General features: G+C 53.7%; 18 protein-coding genes. 9 read left to right on the top strand and 9 right to left on the bottom strand.

Annotation, left to right across the window (positions count from 1 at the left end):
- Positions 1-39: 39 nt before the first annotated feature.
- Complete coding sequence (locus KTJ90_RS05555) at positions 40-768, bottom strand: LytR/AlgR family response regulator transcription factor (RefSeq protein ID WP_003848909.1); 729 nt, start codon at positions 766-768, stop codon at positions 40-42.
- Complete coding sequence (locus KTJ90_RS05560) at positions 765-2,435, bottom strand: LytS/YhcK type 5TM receptor domain-containing protein (RefSeq protein WP_499026464.1); 1,671 nt, start codon at positions 2,433-2,435, stop codon at positions 765-767. Before KTJ90_RS05560 ends, KTJ90_RS05555 begins: the two co-directional genes overlap by 4 nt.
- Before the next feature lie 269 nt (positions 2,436-2,704).
- On the opposite strand from KTJ90_RS05560, the gene KTJ90_RS05565 reads away from it, so the two are divergent.
- Together KTJ90_RS05565 and alaC are read left to right on the top strand one after the other, a co-directional pair.
- A complete protein-coding gene (locus KTJ90_RS05565; protein ID WP_003848913.1) occupies positions 2,705-3,229 on the top strand; it encodes a GNAT family N-acetyltransferase in 525 nt (174 codons plus the stop codon).
- 117 nt (positions 3,230-3,346) lie between these two features.
- Positions 3,347-4,579 (top strand): alanine transaminase, encoded by a 1,233-nt coding sequence (gene alaC, locus KTJ90_RS05570; protein WP_078804639.1) that lies wholly within the window; start codon positions 3,347-3,349, stop codon positions 4,577-4,579.
- Between the two features lie 51 nt (positions 4,580-4,630).
- On the opposite strand, the gene ypdK is transcribed toward alaC, so the two are convergent.
- From ypdK to KTJ90_RS05585, 3 genes are all read right to left on the bottom strand, one after another.
- Positions 4,631-4,705 carry a membrane protein YpdK gene (gene ypdK, locus KTJ90_RS05575; RefSeq protein WP_099257831.1) on the bottom strand — a complete coding sequence of 25 codons (75 nt, stop codon included), beginning with the start codon at positions 4,703-4,705 and terminating at the stop codon, positions 4,631-4,633.
- Positions 4,706-4,908: 203 nt separating this feature from the next.
- Positions 4,909-5,937, bottom strand: coding sequence for an HlyD family secretion protein (locus KTJ90_RS05580; protein WP_499025996.1), 1,029 nt, complete (start codon positions 5,935-5,937; stop codon positions 4,909-4,911).
- A 2-nt stretch (positions 5,938-5,939) separates the two neighbouring features.
- Positions 5,940-7,538, bottom strand: coding sequence for an efflux MFS transporter permease (locus KTJ90_RS05585; RefSeq protein ID WP_499025997.1), 1,599 nt, complete (start codon positions 7,536-7,538; stop codon positions 5,940-5,942).
- Between the two features lie 149 nt (positions 7,539-7,687).
- Here KTJ90_RS05585 and KTJ90_RS05590 point away from each other — a divergent pair, with 149 nt between their 5' ends.
- From KTJ90_RS05590 to KTJ90_RS05605, 4 genes are all read left to right on the top strand, one after another.
- Positions 7,688-8,467: an IclR family transcriptional regulator gene (locus KTJ90_RS05590; protein ID WP_003848922.1), complete on the top strand. Its 780-nt coding sequence runs from the start codon at positions 7,688-7,690 to the stop codon at positions 8,465-8,467.
- 13 nt (positions 8,468-8,480) lie between these two features.
- Positions 8,481-8,933, top strand: coding sequence for a universal stress protein (locus tag KTJ90_RS05595; protein WP_476158827.1), 453 nt, complete (start codon positions 8,481-8,483; stop codon positions 8,931-8,933).
- A gap of 9 nt (positions 8,934-8,942) precedes the next feature.
- Positions 8,943-9,749, top strand: a complete 807-nt coding sequence (locus tag KTJ90_RS05600; RefSeq protein WP_003848926.1) for a hypothetical protein — start codon at positions 8,943-8,945, stop codon at positions 9,747-9,749.
- Positions 9,750-10,023: 274 nt separating this feature from the next.
- On the top strand, positions 10,024-10,305 hold the full coding sequence (locus tag KTJ90_RS05605) for a lipoprotein (RefSeq protein WP_003848928.1): 282 nt from the start codon (positions 10,024-10,026) through the stop codon (positions 10,303-10,305).
- A gap of 75 nt (positions 10,306-10,380) precedes the next feature.
- Here KTJ90_RS05605 and KTJ90_RS05610 read toward each other — a convergent pair whose 3' ends face one another.
- A complete protein-coding gene (locus KTJ90_RS05610; protein WP_008926513.1) occupies positions 10,381-10,554 on the bottom strand; it encodes a hypothetical protein in 174 nt (57 codons plus the stop codon).
- Positions 10,555-10,817: 263 nt separating this feature from the next.
- Between KTJ90_RS05610 and KTJ90_RS05615 the strand changes: the two genes are divergently transcribed.
- Positions 10,818-11,693 carry an SMP-30/gluconolactonase/LRE family protein gene (locus tag KTJ90_RS05615; RefSeq protein ID WP_499025999.1) on the top strand — a complete coding sequence of 292 codons (876 nt, stop codon included), beginning with the start codon at positions 10,818-10,820 and terminating at the stop codon, positions 11,691-11,693.
- A gap of 48 nt (positions 11,694-11,741) precedes the next feature.
- On the opposite strand, the gene KTJ90_RS05620 is transcribed toward KTJ90_RS05615, so the two are convergent.
- On the bottom strand, positions 11,742-12,968 hold the full coding sequence (locus KTJ90_RS05620) for an L-lactate MFS transporter (protein ID WP_275768688.1): 1,227 nt from the start codon (positions 12,966-12,968) through the stop codon (positions 11,742-11,744).
- Positions 12,969-13,259: 291 nt separating this feature from the next.
- Between KTJ90_RS05620 and KTJ90_RS05625 the strand changes: the two genes are divergently transcribed.
- Positions 13,260-13,493 (top strand): hypothetical protein, encoded by a 234-nt coding sequence (locus tag KTJ90_RS05625; protein WP_003848934.1) that lies wholly within the window; start codon positions 13,260-13,262, stop codon positions 13,491-13,493.
- Between the two features lie 36 nt (positions 13,494-13,529).
- On the opposite strand, the gene KTJ90_RS05630 is transcribed toward KTJ90_RS05625, so the two are convergent.
- Positions 13,530-14,429 (bottom strand): DMT family transporter, encoded by a 900-nt coding sequence (locus KTJ90_RS05630; RefSeq protein WP_499026000.1) that lies wholly within the window; start codon positions 14,427-14,429, stop codon positions 13,530-13,532.
- Between the two features lie 177 nt (positions 14,430-14,606).
- Between KTJ90_RS05630 and KTJ90_RS05635 the strand changes: the two genes are divergently transcribed.
- A complete protein-coding gene (locus tag KTJ90_RS05635) occupies positions 14,607-15,476 on the top strand; it encodes a helix-turn-helix domain-containing protein (RefSeq protein WP_499026001.1) in 870 nt (289 codons plus the stop codon).
- A 304-nt stretch (positions 15,477-15,780) separates the two neighbouring features.
- Here the strand turns inward: KTJ90_RS05635 and KTJ90_RS05640 are convergent, their stop codons facing one another.
- Entirely contained in the window at positions 15,781-16,263 is a 483-nt protein-coding gene (locus KTJ90_RS05640; protein WP_008926507.1) for an Hcp family type VI secretion system effector, read from the bottom strand.
- Positions 16,264-16,272 lie beyond the last annotated feature (9 nt).

The raw sequence follows: 16,272 nt of genomic DNA on the forward strand, positions 1-16,272 counted from the left end.
GCCACTTCCCTGCCTGAATCGTTCCCTCACTCTCCTGCATTACAGACGCATCAGCTGTCTGAACTGCTTAACCTTACTGCGGCTGACCGGCACCTGAAATTCCAGATCGCGCAGCTTAAGCAGATAGGTGTTGTTAAACCACGGCTCGATTTCGCGGATCTTGCTCAGGCTGACGCAGTAAGAGCGGTGACAGCGGAAGAACTGCTGCTCTGGCAGGCGTGAACAGAACTCGGTGATATTCATCGACATGACGTAGGACTCGCGCCGGGTATAGACAAACGTCAGCTTTTCATGCGCCTCAACGTAGTAAATGTCATTCACGTCAGTGACGATAATGCGTTCATCTTTAATCAGGTTGACGGTCTGCGGCGCAGGTGTGGCACTAAGATGACTCACAGCCTGCTGCGCCTGTGCGGTGGCTTCCAGCTTGTTCAGCATGGTGACAATCCGCGACTCCTGATAGGGCTTGAGAATGTAGTCAAATGCCTCAAGCTCGAATGCTTCTACCGCATGCTCTTTCCACGCGGTAATAAAGACGATCAGCGGCTTGTGGGCAAACTGATGGATATTCTGTGCCAGCAACATGCCATCCAGCGAGGGGATATTAATGTCGAGGAAAATCACATCGACCCGATGCTGTTGCAGATACTTCAGTACATCAAGACCATCATCAAAACAGGCTTCAATTTCGATTTTGCTGTGATGCTGAATCATCCAGCTCAGCTCCTGTTGGGCCAGAAATTCATCCTCCACAATAATGGCTTTCATAACAGATTCTCCGCCAGGCGCTGGCCATTTTTACTCAGCGTAAAAGCGATCTCGGTGCCCGGTTGATGCCGCACGATGTTCAGTCCCTGACCTGACAGGAGTTTGACGCGATGGTGCACATTGAGCAGACCGATTTTATTGCCGGGCATCTCGTTGCGTGCCACCCGTTCCACGACTTCGTCACTGATGCCCTGACCGGTATCCCGCACGGAGATCCGCACCCGATCGCCCAGATCCCGGACGCTCAGCGTGACCACGCCTTTGCCTTTACAGGGCTGAATACCATGCACAATGGCGTTTTCTACCAGTGGCTGAATCAGCAGACTTGGCAGCAGAAAATGCAGATCTTCATCGACGTCATAAATCATCGTCAGTTTATCGCCGAATCGCGCCTGCTCAATGGCGATATAATCTTTCACCTGCCACAGCTCTTTACGGATGTCGATCAGCTCATCATCGTTCAGTTCCAGGTTGTAGCGCAGATAGCGTGAAAGGCTAATGACCAGCTGGCGGGCAGTATCGGGATTGAGCCGGATAGAAGAGGAAATAGCATTCAGCGCATTGAACAGGAAATGGGGATTTATTTTACTTTGCAGCGCGCGCAGTTCCGCTTTATTGGCCATCTCACGCAGTTGCTCGGCGCGCGACACTTCAAGTTGGGTTGAGATAATTTGTGACAGGCCAATCGCCATTTCCTTCAGCGAGCCGGTAATACGGTGTGCGCGGCGATAATAGATTTTCAGCGTGCCGGTGACTTTGCCTTTTTCCCACAGCGGGATGACGATCATTGAGTGGATATCTTTAGTACGGTGCGCTTCATCATTGTTCTTAATAATAATTTTACCGCTGTTGATCGCCTGCGCCGTCGTCGGGCTGATGCCATCATCACCATGTTTATAATTATGTTCGCCATAGCCGACGTAGGCCAGAATCTGCTTTTTATCCGTCATCGCCACCGCATCGGCTTTGATCTCTCTTCGGATAATGTCACAGATATTGCGCAGCGAGTCGCTGTTCACCTGACGAAATAGCGGCAACGTTTTGTTGGCGATCTCCAGTGCCAGCTTGGCCTGGCGGGCAGCAATAGCCTCTTTCTCTCCCTCAACACTTTGCACCAGCAACACAATGATGCCGATGCTGGACGCGCCGAGGATCATCGGCAGGGCAATCTCCGACACAATCGCCAGCCCGAGTGAGGCAGGGCGCGCCCACAGGACGATCAGCAACATCGTCAGGGCTTCACACAGCATGCCGCCGACGATACCGGCGCGCCAGCGATGCTCTTTCAGCACCCGGCGATTAATCCCGCCTGCGACGACACCGGCAATGATGCTGGTAATCAGGCAGGGCACGGAAGTGACGCCATGAATATCGATCAGAAAACGGTGAAGGCCCGCAATCACACCGGTGGCGATGCCAACCCAGGGACCAAACAGAATCCCCCCCGCCATCACGGCAATGACCCGCACATTCAGCAGCGAACCGTCGACATTGACGCCCGACCAGGTACTGAACAGCGCAAACAGGGAAAAGATGGCAGTGACCGCCACTTTTTCCGCGCGGGTGTGCTCATCTTTTTGCAGCAGCTGACGAAAAGGCCGGGTGCGCGTCAGGAAGAACAGGCAGATCAACATCAGGGCGGCGCGGTCAAAAACTGCCAGTAACATCGTGAAGTGGGAGGACACAGGCGACTCGTGAGCGATGGAAAGTGCCTCTATGATAAAAAATGTGATCGCGAACCGCTAGCACCCCGATCAATCCCGCCACAAGTTAATGTTTCAGATCAATTTTTACGGCAATCCCGTAAAAAGAGGAAAAGTTGAGTGGAATAAAGGGGAACAGTTTTTCATGCTGGTCGCTGTGAAGCCGTTTTGCTATGTTGCGCGATGACGCGCGCCAGTAACCGCTGGAAAACCGCGCCCATCGGGAGCCACAGATGCAACTTGTCACCGACAGATTAACCCTGAGTAAATTACAACCCGAAGACTGGCAACTGTTTCGTGCCGTCCATGAAGATCCCGACACCATGAAATGGGTAAGCGAAATCCCGGATGAAGCGGATATTCGACAGCGTTTCACACAGCGTCTGGCACCCTGGCAGCCGGGCAGTTTTCATATGCTCTGCCTGGTGGCAAGACGCCAGGACAGCGGTGAGCCCATTGGCCTGTTTGGCTGCAGCCCGGAATGGGAACCGTATCGTCAGGCGGAGGTGGGCTATATGCTGCTGCATCGCCACTGTGGTCAGGGCTATGGCAGCGAAGCGCTGGCGGCGCTGTGTCAGTTTCTGCTTGAAGCCGATTTTCACAAACTCAAGGCGATGGTGATTGAAGGGAACTGGGCGTCACGCCGTATTCTGGAGAAAAACGGTTTTCAGCTGGAGGGCACGCTGCGGGATAATTATCTGCTGGATGGCCACTGGGTGAACGATTGGCTGCTGGGACGGCTGAATCCGCAAAAATAAAAAAATTTTCCGCCACCCTCGACAAAATGATCCTCGCCACGTTATGTTCGTAACGGGTCACCGCAGTGACCCACGTCGCTCGGACGGTCCGGGCGCTTACGTAATCCAGAGGACATCATGGCTGATAACAGCACACCCCGTCGTTTCTCGCGTATTGAACGTTTACCCCCTTACGTTTTCAACATCACCGCTGAACTGAAGATGGCTGCGCGTCGGCGCGGCGAAGATATCATCGACTTTTCAATGGGCAACCCGGATGGTCCGACTCCGCCTCACATTGTCGAAAAATTATGCCAGGTGGCGCAGCGTGACGATACCCACGGTTATTCCACCTCGCGCGGCATACCGCGTCTGCGCAGAGCGATTTCGCGCTGGTACGCTGAGCGCTATCAGGTGGAGATCGATCCCGAATCTGAGGCAATTGTCACCATCGGCTCCAAAGAGGGGCTGGCGCATCTGATGCTGGCGACGCTGGATCATGGTGATACCGTACTGGTGCCCAATCCCAGCTATCCGATTCATATCTACGGTGCAGTGATTGCCGGAGCGCAGGTGCGTTCGGTGCCGCTGGTGGCGGGTGTCGACTTCTTCAATGAGCTGGAACGCGCTATCCGTGAAAGCTACCCCAAGCCAAAAATGATGATCCTTGGATTCCCATCCAACCCGACCGCACAGTGTGTGGAACTCGACTTTTTCGAGCGGGTGATTGCGCTGGCGAAGCAGTACAACGTGCTGGTCATCCACGATCTGGCTTATGCTGACATCGTTTACGATGGCTGGAAAGCGCCGTCGATTATGGAGGTGCCGGGCGCGCGTGATGTCGCCGTTGAATTCTTTACCCTGTCAAAAAGCTACAACATGGCAGGCTGGCGTATCGGTTTCATGGTGGGTAATAAAGAGCTGGTCGCCGCGCTGGCGCGTATCAAGAGTTACCATGACTACGGCACCTTTACGCCGCTACAGGTGGCAGCCATTGCCGCGCTGGAAGGGGATCAGCAGTGCGTGCGTGACATTGCTGAGCAGTATAAACGCCGCCGTGATGTGCTGGTCAAAGGCTTGCATGAAGCGGGCTGGATGGTGGATAACCCCAAAGCCTCGATGTACGTCTGGGCAAAAATTCCCGACCATTATGCACATCTGGGTTCGCTGGAATTTGCTAAACATATGCTGCAGGAGGCGAAAGTCTGTGTTTCCCCTGGTATCGGTTTTGGTGACTATGGCGACACGCACGTGCGATTTGCGCTGATTGAAAACAGCGATCGTATTCGTCAGGCAGTGCGGGGAATTAAGGCGATGTTTCGTGCCGATGGCGTATTGCCGGGCAGCATGAAAACAGAAGAAGAGAGCTGACAGCCAGCAGGGGCGACACGATGGTCGCCCCATGGCGGCACTGTCACGCCATTACTTCAGCAGCAGAACAAAGGTTCCGAACCAAAGTAACGCGAAAAAAGATATTCCCATCAAGGCATATTTCACAAAGCAACTCCTCTGAGCGGTTACGATGATGGCGATCCCAAACCAGTGCAACGCGAACAGATGTGGAAAAGAGATCGCCATTTCAGTAATGGTCTGCTCTCTTCCGGGTCGATCTGAATAACTCTCAGAACAGGATCAGGCGCTAATTTACGCGTAATCCCACCCAAATGAAATAGGCCCGTTCTGAGATATTGCTCACAATATTAGGGCGCCTCGATTTCAGGGATCGCCGACATGCCGACACGTAACTGAACCAGATGCGGTTGGTCGCCATCCAGCACAATTTTCACCGGCAGACGTTGAACGACTTTAGTGTAGTTGCCTGTGGCGTTATCGGGAGCGATCGCTGAAAAAGTTGCACCAGTGGCCGGTGCGATGCTGTCCACATGACCGGTAAAGGTCTCGCCTGGCAGGGCATCAACCCGGATTCGGACCCGCTGTCCTGGGCGCACATCGCTTAACTGCGTCTCAAGGTAGTTAGCCGTAATGTAGGTTTGCTGCAGGGGGACCACGGCCAGCAGACGGGTTCCGGCTGAAACGTATGCGCCTGTCCGCACCGCACGCTGACCCACCATGCCGTCAACAGGAGCCGTAATGCGCGTGTAGGAGAGATTCAGCCTGGCCTGATCGACGCTGGCTTTGGCTGCGGCAACATCTGCTTCTGCTGAACGCACCGCCGCCTGTAATACGCCCACCTGTTTTATTGCCGATGCCAGTGCAGCCTGACTCTGATGGACAGCTGCCAGCGCCGAGCGCTGATTTGAGCTGGCCTTTTGCTGATCGTCAGCGGCGACGGTGCCGCTTTTATAGAGGCGGTTATAGCGATCGGCGCTTTGACCCGCATACTGCGCAGAAGCCTGACTTGCCGCGACGCTGGCTTTCTGCTGATCAATCATCGACTGCTGCTGTTCCAGTTGAGCCTGGCTGCTCAGCAGTTTCGCCTGACTCACCTGCAGGTCAGCTTCAGCACTCTCCAGCGCCACCCGATAGTCACGGTCATCCAGCGTTGCCAGCAACTGGCCCGCTTTGACCTGCTGATTATCCTGCACCTCAACATGGCTTATGTAGCCCGAGACTTTCGGTGCTACCAGGGTGTAATCCGCATTAACGTAAGCGTCGTTGGTGCGGTGATCGTTGCTGGTCATCATTGACCAGACGACAAAGGCAATGGCCAGTAACACCAGCAGCAGCAGACTCAGCAGCAGGGTTCTTCTCATTTCAAAAGTACGCATATTCAGTTATTCCGGGAGGGGTTTTGAATCAAAGTTTGAGGCGGCCAGACCCGTTTTGGCAGGATGGCGGTAAGCAATAACAGGCAGGCGGCAAAGCCGGTCAGCATCAGCCAGCTATCGCTCAGACTCAGCACCGTGGCCTGATGCCGGACCAGCGTGGCGAATCCGCTGAGATTATCGCTGGCGCTGATGCTGCCATCCGGCAATAGCGGCAAACTGCGGCTGGCCTGGTCGGCTGTTGGCGCGGTCATCAGCCAGCTGCGGCTGGCGGCCTGATTAATCAGGACACTGGAATGAAATTGTTCACGATGGGAGAGAAATACCTCAACCAGCGTGGAGGCAGCGATGCTGGAGAAGCCGCGCACTGTGTTAAACATCGCCGAGGCAAACGGGCCTTCAGGTGGGGCCACAACGCTGGTGGCACTCATCAAAATCGGCAAAATGATCATCGGTTGTCCGAACGCCTGCAGGATTTGCAGCAGCCAGAAATTCTGTCGCGCCCAGTCACTGGTGATCTGCGAGCCCAGCAGACAGGCAGTCACCAGCAGGCCGACGCCCGCTGTCAGCATCCAGCGGCAATCAATCCAGCGGATATTGAGCAGTGCCGCAATCAGTGGCGCGATGAGCAATTGTGGCAGGCCTACGGTCAGTGCCAGCGGGGCAAACTCAAGGGGGCGAAAGCCGCTCACCTGAGCAAAGTAGGCCGAAGGCAGCGCGGAACCTGAAAGCCCCAGGATGAGCACGCAGGCCAGCCCCAGCAGGCCGTGCGCCAGGTTGGGCCGTCTGAGCATCTGTAATTTAAACAGCGGCAGCGGGTGAAACCACTCATTGATCAGGAAAACCAGCAGCAGCGGCAGCGCGGCGAGCAGCATACCGGCGATCAGTGGCGAGTTCAGCCAGTCAAGACGCTCCCCCTGGGTCAGCACCAGCACCAGCAGCGCGACAGCACTGCAACCGGTCACCATGCCGAACAGATCGATCTGCTGAAAACGTTCCGGACGCAGCGGGTCCTGCGGTATCCCCCAGCTAATCAGCACCATCGCAATCAGCATGCCAGGCACCACCTGCCAGAACACCATCATCCAGCTGACATGGTCGGTCCATATTGAGGCCAGCGACGCTGCCATATTGGGGCCAAACGTCGCGGTCAGCGCATAGCCTGCCAGGCCGAACAGCTTAAAAGGCGGCGGCAGAAAGCGCAGAGCCACAGTCATCAGCATCGGCGGCAGTGCGCCGCCAAACAGCCCCTGCAGCACGCGCAGGCTGATAAACAGCGTTGGATCCGGCACCAGCGGCAGCAGAATGCCGGTCAGCATAAATCCCGCCGACACGCCGAGCGTAAAACGCCGCAGCGACAGGGTGACGGCAAACCAGGGGGCAATCATCATCGCCGCAACTTCTGCCGCCTGATAGCCGGAGATGATCCAGCTACCCTGATCGAAACCGATGCCGGTTGCGGCACGGATATCAGCCAGCGCGATATCACTGACGCGGTCGTTCAGCCCGGAGGTCAGCGCAGCAATAAGCACGCCGATCAGGCCCAAGGCTAGTCGCAGTGTAAAAGGATGAGGAGCCGGCGGCGTGGCGGGCTTAGTGTTCATTACTGGCAATCTCGTTATTATGATGCAGTGTACTGCAATGTGGTACAGGGCGTAATATTACATCCCGGTATGCTGTATTGCAATGTGGTACAAGCTGTAAAAAGTGCGGCATTCGCGCTACAGTAAGGCAGCTCAAACAGGACGACGCTATGGCACATCAACCCTCCAGCCGCGAGGATGAAAAAACGGGCGGTATCCAGGTCATCGCCCGTGCGGCAAAAATTCTTAATGCGCTGGGCGAACAGCCGGGCGGCATGAGCCTTGGCGAGATCGCTCAGGCGGTGGAACTGCCCCGTTCAACGGTGCAGCGCATTGTCGCTGCGCTCGACAGCGCAGAGCTTGTGCGCAGCAGTGGGGCGGGCGGATTGCGTCTGGGACCTGCCCTGTTAAAACTGATCTCCAGCGTGCATACCGACGTGGTTGATCTGGTCAGTCCGCTACTGGAAAAACTCTCTTCGGATACTAATGAAACGGTCTCGCTGGCGCGCGCCAGCGGCAGCCAGCTGGCGATTATTCACCATGTCGTGGCGTCACGTGAACTTCGGGTTGTCCCGCATATGGGACTGAATCTGCCGCTCTACAGTACCTCCGGCGGACGGGCGTTGCTGGCACTGGAGTGTGAAAAAGATGTCCGGACGATTGTTGGCGATGCCTGGCAGGAGCTGACCGATCAGACGGTGAAAACATTGCCACAATTGCTACAACTTATCAGGGAAGTCCGCGAAACCGGTATCGCCGTGGATCGCGGTGAAACCCTGGAAGGGATCTCTACCATGGCGTTTGCGCTGGATACGCTGTTTGGTCGCTTTTCTGTCTCTTTACTGGTGCCCTCTGCACGTTTTCTGCGACATGAAGCGCGTTTTCGTGACGAGATGCTGAAGTGTAAAGAGGCGCTGGTGCGTGAAATCGGCAAAGTTGCCGCGATTTAAGGATAAGCATCTGATGAAAACCCTGCTGATGGCCATAGACCACTCTCCGGTTGCCGGGAAAGTGGTTGCCTTAACGATTGAAGAAGCGCTGGCACATCGCGCCGAAGTGGTGGTGCTGTGCTGCGTCGATCCTGCCTACTCCTCCTGTAATCAGCCGATGGAAATCGATGCGGGTGAAGACCCGGCCGATTTTGTGGCAGCACAGGATGAGCAAAATACGGCGGAAATGGTGGTGCGTCATGCACTGGCACCGTTACTGCGCGCTGGCATTAATGCGCGTGGCATGATCCTGGCGGGTGAGGCGGCAGATACCATTGTTGCCCAGTCACAACAGCTTAAGGCAAGCATGATTATCATGGGACGTCGCCACCTCTCTTCGTTTAACAGATTATTAAAAGGCTCGGTCAGCGCAGCGGTGATTGAGCGTGCTCACTGTCCTGTGCTAATCGATGTGCGTAAGGATTAACCCCGCAGCATGAATTCTCTGCTTTTTATTACGCTGGCTGCGTTTTCATTGCTGGCGTTGATCGTTATTGTGCTGATCAAAACGACCCGACTGCGTTTGTGGCAGGGGCTGCTCATTTTTCTGCTGCCCCTGATCATGGCTAATCTGCTCTGGTTCAGCTGGGTCGCGCCGCATCAGTTGCAGGCAAGCCAGCATGAGCAGGCAGTAAATCAACTGGCAAAGATGCCAGGCTATCGCGTGCTGCAAACGCAGGAACCCGCGCTCTGGTTATTGCTGACCCAGGAGCTGACCCGTCGAATCCGTGCAGGCGAGCCCGCTCTGCAGGCAACAGGTGAACTGCGTGGCTGGCTGATTGAGGTGGTCAACCAACGGCTGATGCGCGCAACGGATGCAGCGGTGGTTAACTATATCGGCGTCTCAGTAGAAGAGATGCGGGCGCTGAATCAAATCGATCCGGGTCTCTGCTTCCGTTTTCTCTATCCGCAGGTGAGTGGAGGAATTAATTTACAGACTACGCTACCGTCTTCGCTGAATCGCAAAGAAGCGGATGCCATGGAGCAGTTGCTGCTTAACAGCCCTCCGCCCGAAAAGCCCCTCGATAAGACGCAGGCGCAGGATGATCTGCAAAAGATCGTCGGACGCCTCTTTCTGAAATGGGGCGACAAACTGCAGCAGCTAAATATGCCAGCTGACACGGCAGTGGATCGCTCATCGCTGTGTGGCATGTCCATTGATCTCTACAGTGCCATTCTGGCATTACCTGACAAACGCGCCGCTAACCTGTTACGTAGAATGGTGGCAATGACGGGTCAGTAAGCGACCGCGGAATAGCGGGCAAAAAAAAGCCCGCTAAGCGCGGGCAGGGAAGAGAGAGGAACAGCTTTTTTATTTTTGGCATTTCCTGGTGTGGTGCAGTCTTCGTTTCGTCTTGTCTGAGTACATCCTGTCATTTCTGACACGATAGCGATAGCCGTTTAATCGTATTACATTAATCGGCAAAAGCTTCTCAATTTTTAATTTTCGCGCATAAATCCTATGGATGATCGACATGCTGCGTCATACACTGCGCGGCAACGTGAGGACAACAACTATGAAAAAACTAATTACCGGCGCAGTAGCGCTGATTTTGCTGAGTGGATGTACTGCCAGCAAACCCGGGGCATTCGAACGTGTTGATGAAGATCCGGATTCAAATACCGTTCAGTACCGTTTTGACCCGGCAAAGGTCAATCGTGACGCAATGGATATTGATCTGGCGAATTACTGCAGCAGTAAAGGATTTGATAAGGTCGAAGCGCTGCCTGCCGAGGAGAGTCATATTCCGGGACTGAAGAAAGCGTGGTTCCAGTGTAATTACGCATTGAAAAGCTAAATAAAACGGGCGGGATAAATATCCCGCCCTTAAAATGTAATGCTTTTATTTTATGCTGTGTGACATCTTTGCCCGTCAGTGGCGATAGTAACCGCCATGATACCCTTCGTGATAACCTCCATAGTAGCCTCCATGATATCCGCCGCCACCACCGCGATGCCAGCCATTGTCGTGTCGTGGGCTGATGATACAACCACTTAATAACGTCATCAGTGCAACGACAGAAGCGACTTTAATTAATCTCTTCATCGGAAGCTTCTCCTCTTTTCCAATGACTACGACACTACGCCGGAAAAGTGGAGTGAAGATGCAGGCTTTGTAGAGTTATTTAAGAAGATATGACGGAATATTTCAAAATGCTGAATTATGCAGCAGAGGGAATTAAAAACATCGGAATGAACTGAATAATAAATACTATCAAAGAGAATAGTCTCAAAATCAAGCGAAAATAATTCTCATTTGAAAGTTTTTACCACTACATTATTAGCATGTCAGTTCAATGGGAGAGAAACATGCCGCATGACGTTAAAAATATTCTGGCTTTACAGGCAGAGCTGGGCGAATGCCCGCTCTGGTCAGTGGAGGAGCAGATGCTCTACTGTGTTGATATCCTGGCACCGGCCATTCACCGTTTTAATCCAGTCAGCGGCGAGCTGCAAACCTTCCCTCAGGCGGAAGAGGTGGGATGTATTGGGCTGCGTGAGCAGGGCGGGATAATAGCGGCACTGCGCGGCGGTGTCTGGCTGCTGGATGCGCAGGGCAAGCCGGAGAAAAAGGTCGCAGAGAATCCCGGTATCGCTGCGCAAAGTCGCTTTAATGATGGCCGCGTTGATCCCTGGGGTAACTTCTGGTGCGGCAGCCTGTGGGAACCGCAGGACAAAAACGGCGGCCTGCTGTGCCGTGTGACGCCTGACCTGAAGCTGGAGGTGAAGGCGCGCGACATTAAAATTTCCAACGGGCTGGCATTTTCTCCTGACCGACGCTGGATGTATCACAGCGACACGCCAAATGAGGCGCTCTATCGCTATCCGCTGAATGAGCAGGGCGAACCGGGTGAGCGCACGCTGTTTCGCCGTTTCGACGCGAAGGGCGGGCTACCGGATGGCGCTGCTGTGGACAGTGAAGGATTTTACTGGTCTGCACAGTTTGATGGCGGACGCGTGGTTCGTATCGATCCGCAGACCAGCGAAATCGTCGATGAGATCCTGCTGCCGGTGAAGTGGCCAACCATGGTGGCCTTTGGCGGTGCCGATCTTAAAACGCTGTTCATTACCAGTTCACGTGAAGATCGCACGGAAGAGGAGCTGGCACGCTATCCGCAGTCCGGCGATATCTTTGCAGTAGACCTGGCGGTGGCGGGAATGGCAGAGCCGCGATTCCGCGGTTAAACGACTACGGGCCGCTTAATCGCGGCCCGTAGTCATTGTCAGTAAGCGTTAATGGCGTTGCAACACCGGTTCTGCTGTGACGGAACTCTGAGGTAAGCGGATAGTGAGTGACAGGAACAGCGAGATGACCAGCAGCGTCATAATCAGGCTGAAGGTGACGGTGAAACCACCAAACAGTGAGGCGACCAGTGAACCCAGCACGCTACCGATACCAAAGCCGAGATAGAGCAGACCGTAATTTTTAGTCAGGTTGTTGAGCCCGAAGAAGTCACTCACCAGCGATGGGAACACTGTGATAGTGCCGCCAAAGCTGAAGGCGACACAGGCGAGTGACAGGAAGAAGGTCATCTCATTCATCCGGGTAAACAGCAGCACGCTCATTCCGATCAGCGACACAATTTGTGCCAGTGAAATGACTCTGATGCGCATCATTTTGTCAGAGAGCACACCCAGTACCAGACGACCGCTCAGGTTGGCAATCGCGATCACTGTTACTGCGCTGGCAGCCGTCTGCGTGGAAAGATGCACCAGGCCTTCGCCGATATCCTTGGCAACGCCTATCACATAGAGGCCGCTCATACAGGCGGTCAGGAACATCAGCGCCAGCATCCAGTACTGCGGCAGACGTACCGACTGTGCCAGCGTGTAATCCCGCGTATGTGGCTGACCTTTAGTTGAGGTTCCGCTCTGCTGCAGTGGTGCTTCACGCATCAGCAGCGCACCGAGAATAATCATCGACATCGCCAGCACACCCCAGATCATGAAGGTCTGTTCCAGACCCACCGTCGCCAGCAGCGCGCCGCAAATAAATTTAAATCCCAGGCTGCCCAGACCGTATGCCCCAATCGCACAGGCAGAGATCATTCCTTTGCGCTCAGGGAACCACTTCACGCAGTTAGACAACGTCATCAGGTAACCTGCGCCATCGGCCAGACCGACCAGCAAGCCGGCACTGAAATAGAGCATCATCAGGTTATTTGCGTGAGCGGTGAGCCAGAAACCCAGTGCCATCAGTACACCTGCACCGATAGTGACGCGGCGTACACCAAAACGTTCCTGTAATTTACCGGCCAGCGAAGAGGCGATAGCCAGACCTAAACTCAGCAGGCCGAAAGAAAAAGCGACCTGACTGACGGGGGCATCCAGCTTCTGTGACAGCTGGCCATTAAACAAACTCCATGTGTAGACTGACCCCAGCGCGAACTGAGTGATGACCGTGCCGAACAATGTAAGCCAGCGGGAACGCTGGTAAGAAGCCTGTTGAGTCTGGTTCATGATTTTTCTCTCCCGTCCGGGAATCTGGAAACTGCGGTCAGAATAAAGCCGTGCTTCGCGTGCGTGTGTAATAAAGGCATGAATAGAACGGATCAGGGAATGAAATGCTCTTCAGAGGGTATGAACGGCATCGTCACAGGTGCAGCGACGGGGCGTAACGGGAAAAGTAACCAATACGGCATCATGATGTGTAAGCGTAATTAGCCGTAAGATAATGTTTCATTTCGCTGTTTCTGTGAGCGGGTTTCCAGATTATTTGCCAGACTTACAACTCACTTAACAGGAGGAAATATGAAAGACCGGACATATGAATCCAACAGCAGTGAGGATGACGTTTGCTGCATCATCGGTCAGGCGGTGATTGAACTCAGTACAGAACAGCAGCCTGTGACTAAATCGACCCTGGCATTGAAACTGCTGTCCATGGCTGATCGTGATAGTGACGATGAGCGTGTTCTGCTTTACTGGATTGCGCGTAAAGCGATTAATCAACCACAGAAACTTCTTCAGCAGCAGTCGGCGTAACGCCCATCCGGACGCGGGCCTTAGCCCGCCTCGATGTCAGATAATGACCCGGCGACGGCTTGCCGGCCAGCGGGCAAACATCACGACATTGCCCAGCAAAATCATGACAAGGCCAGGGATGGCGCTGGCATGCCATTCGTACCCTTCATATCGGGTGGAAAGTGCCAGTGCAACCAGCGGAAACAGGACTGTTGTATACGCAGCCCGACTGGCTCCGATGCGACCGACCAGCGTAAAGTAGGCCCCAAACCCTATCACCGACCCTACCAGAGCCAGATAAGTTAAGGCTCCCACCCACTGGGTATTCCATGCTGGCTGCAGCGAAATCCCCTGTGCCAGCGAGACAAGGGCCATCGCAACCGCACCGTATAACATGCCGTAACTGTTGGTTGTCAGTACGTCGCGTTTCAGACGCTGATGTCGCTGACTGATCATATTGCCGAAAGAAAATCCCAGGGTGCCCAGTGCACTCAATCCAATGCCCCATAACAATTCAGCCGAGGCCTGCGTGCTGCGCAGATCGTGCCAGAACAGGGCAACAATGCCTGCCATCCCCAGCACTACCGCCGGAATCAGACGTGCAGAGGGGCGCTGACGGAAGAATACCCAGCTATTAATGGCGTTATACATCACAGCCATTGAGAAAATCACTGACTCCAGCCCGCTGCTGATATAGCCGGACGCGTAATAGAAACAGACAAAGTTGAAGCCAAAGACACAACAGCCCTGCAGCATACAAAAGAGATGATCCTGCAGTGTCAGTCTGTGCAGCCGTTTTATCAGCCTAAGCAGCAATAGCATGACCAGTGAAGCCAGCAAAAACCGCCAGAACACCGCGACGACCACTGCGTTATCGCCCGCAGACTGTTGCGCGTAAATCGCGATCCAGGTCGTGCCCCAGATAAGTACGACAGAAAGATACAAAAACAGGTTCATGCCAGATTCTCCGATCTAAAGCGTTGATTCTGCATCTGCACTGCGTTCTGGTCTTGCAGGGCATTGCGCCGGATTTGCAAAATCTTGCGCATTTTTATCCTCCGTCCCAATGTGACCTGTTCTCTGTCCCTTACAATCCGTAAACTGACCTTCTGTTTTATCTGAACTGATACTTTGATGCGTACCTACCAGACCTTTGAAATGCTGCAACGTCACAAAGCGCAACTGCGTGACCATGTGCATCTTAATAGCGGCATTCAGCTGGCAGCCTGGTTCAACAGCGGCGATCGTGTGACTAATCTCAGCGATCATCACACGCTGAGCCTTTACGTGGCGGGTGGCTACGACACCTGGCATAAAACCCCACACGGCTGGCGTAATGGTGGCGCACCGGATCGCTTCTGTCTGATGCCGGCAGGCACGGAATCAACCTGGGATCTGCGAGCCGATCTCGCCTTTGTGCATCTCTATTGCAGCGAAAACCAGCTGCGGCAGCTGGCCGAACGGGTCTGGGACCGCAGCCCGGCGCAGTTAAATCTGCATGAAAAAATCTTTTCCATTGATGATCGCATTACCCAGCTTTATCGGCACTTTCTTCTGAGCAGTGACTGGCAACAGCCCGCGAGTCAGTTGATGCTGAGCAGTGCATCCACACTGCTTCTGACGCATCTATTGCAGCACTACAGCGAAGTCAGGTGGCAACTGCCACAGGTGCGTGGCGGACTGGCGCCGGCGGTATTACGACGTGTTCTGGAATTTATTGAAACCCATCTCGACCAGCCTTTAACTCTGGGGGTGCTGGCGCAGGAAGCGGCACTGAGTGAGTTTCACTTTGCCCGTATGTTCCGTCACACCACGGGCGAAGCGCCGCATCAGTTTGTGATGCGCCGTCGTATGGAGCGTGCACGAACGTTGCTTGAGCGACCTGACCTGACGCTGACCGATATTGCTTTTCAGTGTGGTTTTCACTCTTCAGCACACTTCAGTCATCGTTTTCGTCAGGTTTATGGCATGACGCCTTCGGCGTGCCGGCGGGGGAGTTGTTAAAATTCCTGAACTTGCCGCTATAGATACTGATATTAAGCCACACTAAATAACCAGCCCTGGATTACCATTTAGCCAGTCGGCAATGATTCTTCAGAGCATTAAAACTTTTTTGAATTCTGGCTTAACATATGAGTCTTAATTTTCATTAATGCTTCATGAATGTGTCAAGACTGTCTCATCGGATTAAGAGTTATACTTTGAGAAACATTTTTATTAGCAGATAAAATATGAAGGTGCCAATCTTGATGGACACCTTAAATAAAAAGCTTCGGAACGTGTTAAACCATCCAATGTTCTTGAGACATTACAGTTCTTTATTACCTTTAATATCCCACCCTGACTGAGTTTCAGCGCCTTTGCCGCCACTCGCTGACTGTTCCCAGTACTGTGTTCTGACTTTTGATGCCTGGAACTGATATGAGACTCCGATAAGGTCGCGATTTGTAGTGCCATTGAAAACCACATTAGTGATAAGGACGTCTTCAAGCGTAATGCGACAGTACTCAATCTGGCTCCCTCCGGCTTTACATACCGAAAGCTCAACTTTGGCGACATGTTTGCCGTTGGATACGTAGCGCATTATCGCTGGCGTAGCTTTGTCAATAAGTGCCTGAACCGACAGGTCCCGGTACTGAACTTTTCCTGCGCCACCACCGCCTCCAGCAGACATATTCCCTGGTTGGTTTGCACCCCAGGTGAAAGATTCAATAGCAATCCAGCCTTTATGGTTACTATCCAGTGATTCGCCTGTGATGCCATCGATTTTTAAGAAGATGTCTGTACTCATAGCTGGTCC

The organism is Pantoea jilinensis, assembly GCF_019104105.1.
In the GTDB taxonomy this organism is placed as follows: domain Bacteria; phylum Pseudomonadota; class Gammaproteobacteria; order Enterobacterales; family Enterobacteriaceae; genus Pantoea; species Pantoea eucalypti.